This window comes from Leucobacter chromiiresistens (assembly GCF_001477055.1).
GTDB lineage: Bacteria > Actinomycetota > Actinomycetes > Actinomycetales > Microbacteriaceae > Leucobacter > Leucobacter chromiiresistens_A.
The window spans coordinates 1-1,249 of record NZ_LDRK01000067.1 but is presented as its reverse complement, the minus strand read 5'-3'; the positions used below and the strand labels follow the sequence as shown (position 1 = coordinate 1,249).

1 protein-coding gene is annotated in these 1,249 nt (G+C 67.9%); it reads left to right on the top strand.

Translation table 11 applies throughout. From position 1 onward, the window contains the following. Positions 1–32: 32 nt before the first annotated feature. Positions 33–1,249: S8 family serine peptidase (locus NS354_RS09775; RefSeq protein ID WP_193750756.1), on the top strand; the 1,217-nt coding region annotated here is incomplete at its 3' end.

Genomic DNA, 1,249 nt, shown 5'->3' with positions numbered 1-1,249 from the left:
GCAACGGCATCGAGGTGATGACTGGAACCTCCATGGCCACCCCGCACACCTCCGGGGTGGCGGCTCTGGTCTGGCAGAAGCACCGGAACTACACCCCGCAGAACGTCAAGGCCGCGATCATGAACACCGCGACCCACGACGTCAAGAACGCCAACGGCACCACGGAGTCCGTGGAGCGGGTCGGGTCCGGCCGGGTGGATGCGGTGCGGGCCGTGAACCAAGACGTCATCGTCTACAACGCGGATCGCCCGGACATCGTCAGCCAGAGCTTCGGCGTCACCGAGGCCAAGACCAACGGCGGCGTGCAGAGGTTCACCCGGAAGATCACCGTGGACAACATCGGCAACCGGGCCCACACCTACGTGGTCTCCTTCGCCGGGACCACGCAGATGCCCGGGGTCTCCTTCTCCTACGATCCCACCGTCTCGGTGGGCTCCGGCGGGAAGGCCACCATCACCGTGACGGCCACCGTGGACCCGAAGGCCCTGGTCAAGACCCAGGACCCGGCCCAGGCCAAGATCCAGCTGGGCAAGGCCCGCCAGTACATCGGCAGCCTCTCCGGCCGGCTGGTGCTCTCCGAGAACGGCCAGGACCTGCGGCTGCCGCTGCAGATCGCCCCGAAGCCGGTCTCGGACATGAAGGTGGACGCCAACGCCATCGAGTTCAAGGACGCCAAGACCGCCCAGACCCAGGTCAGCCTGGCCGGGACGGCCCTGAACCAGGGCGGCTACCGCTCCGCCCTGGGCGCCTTCGAGCTCGGCGCGAGCTCCCCGCGGCTGCAGTCCACCTCCCTGCCGGCCCCGTCCACTCAGGCCCTGGACCTGCAGTACGTGGGCTCGGCGGTGAAGGACGGCAAGCTCGCCATCGGCATCTCCACCTGGGGCAACCTCGTCTCGGTGATGCCGAGCAGCGAATTCCAGGTGCTGCTGGACACCGACGGCAACGGTCGCCCGGACTGGGTGGTCGTGACCACCCGGGCCACCGGCCTGGACTACCCGCTGGTCGGGCTGGTCCGCGTGGTCGGCAACAGCCTGCAGCGCGACGGCGCGGGCAACATCGTGTACACGGATCAGCAGCCGCTGAACGGCTCCTGGGGTGACACGGACACCAACACCATGGACACCAACGCCATCGTGCTGCCGGTGGACCTGACGAAGATGGGTCTGGACCCGGCGCAGAAGGATCTGTCGATCAGCTACGCCGTGTCCACCTTCTCCTACGCTCAGAGCGACGCGATCGACTCCACGGA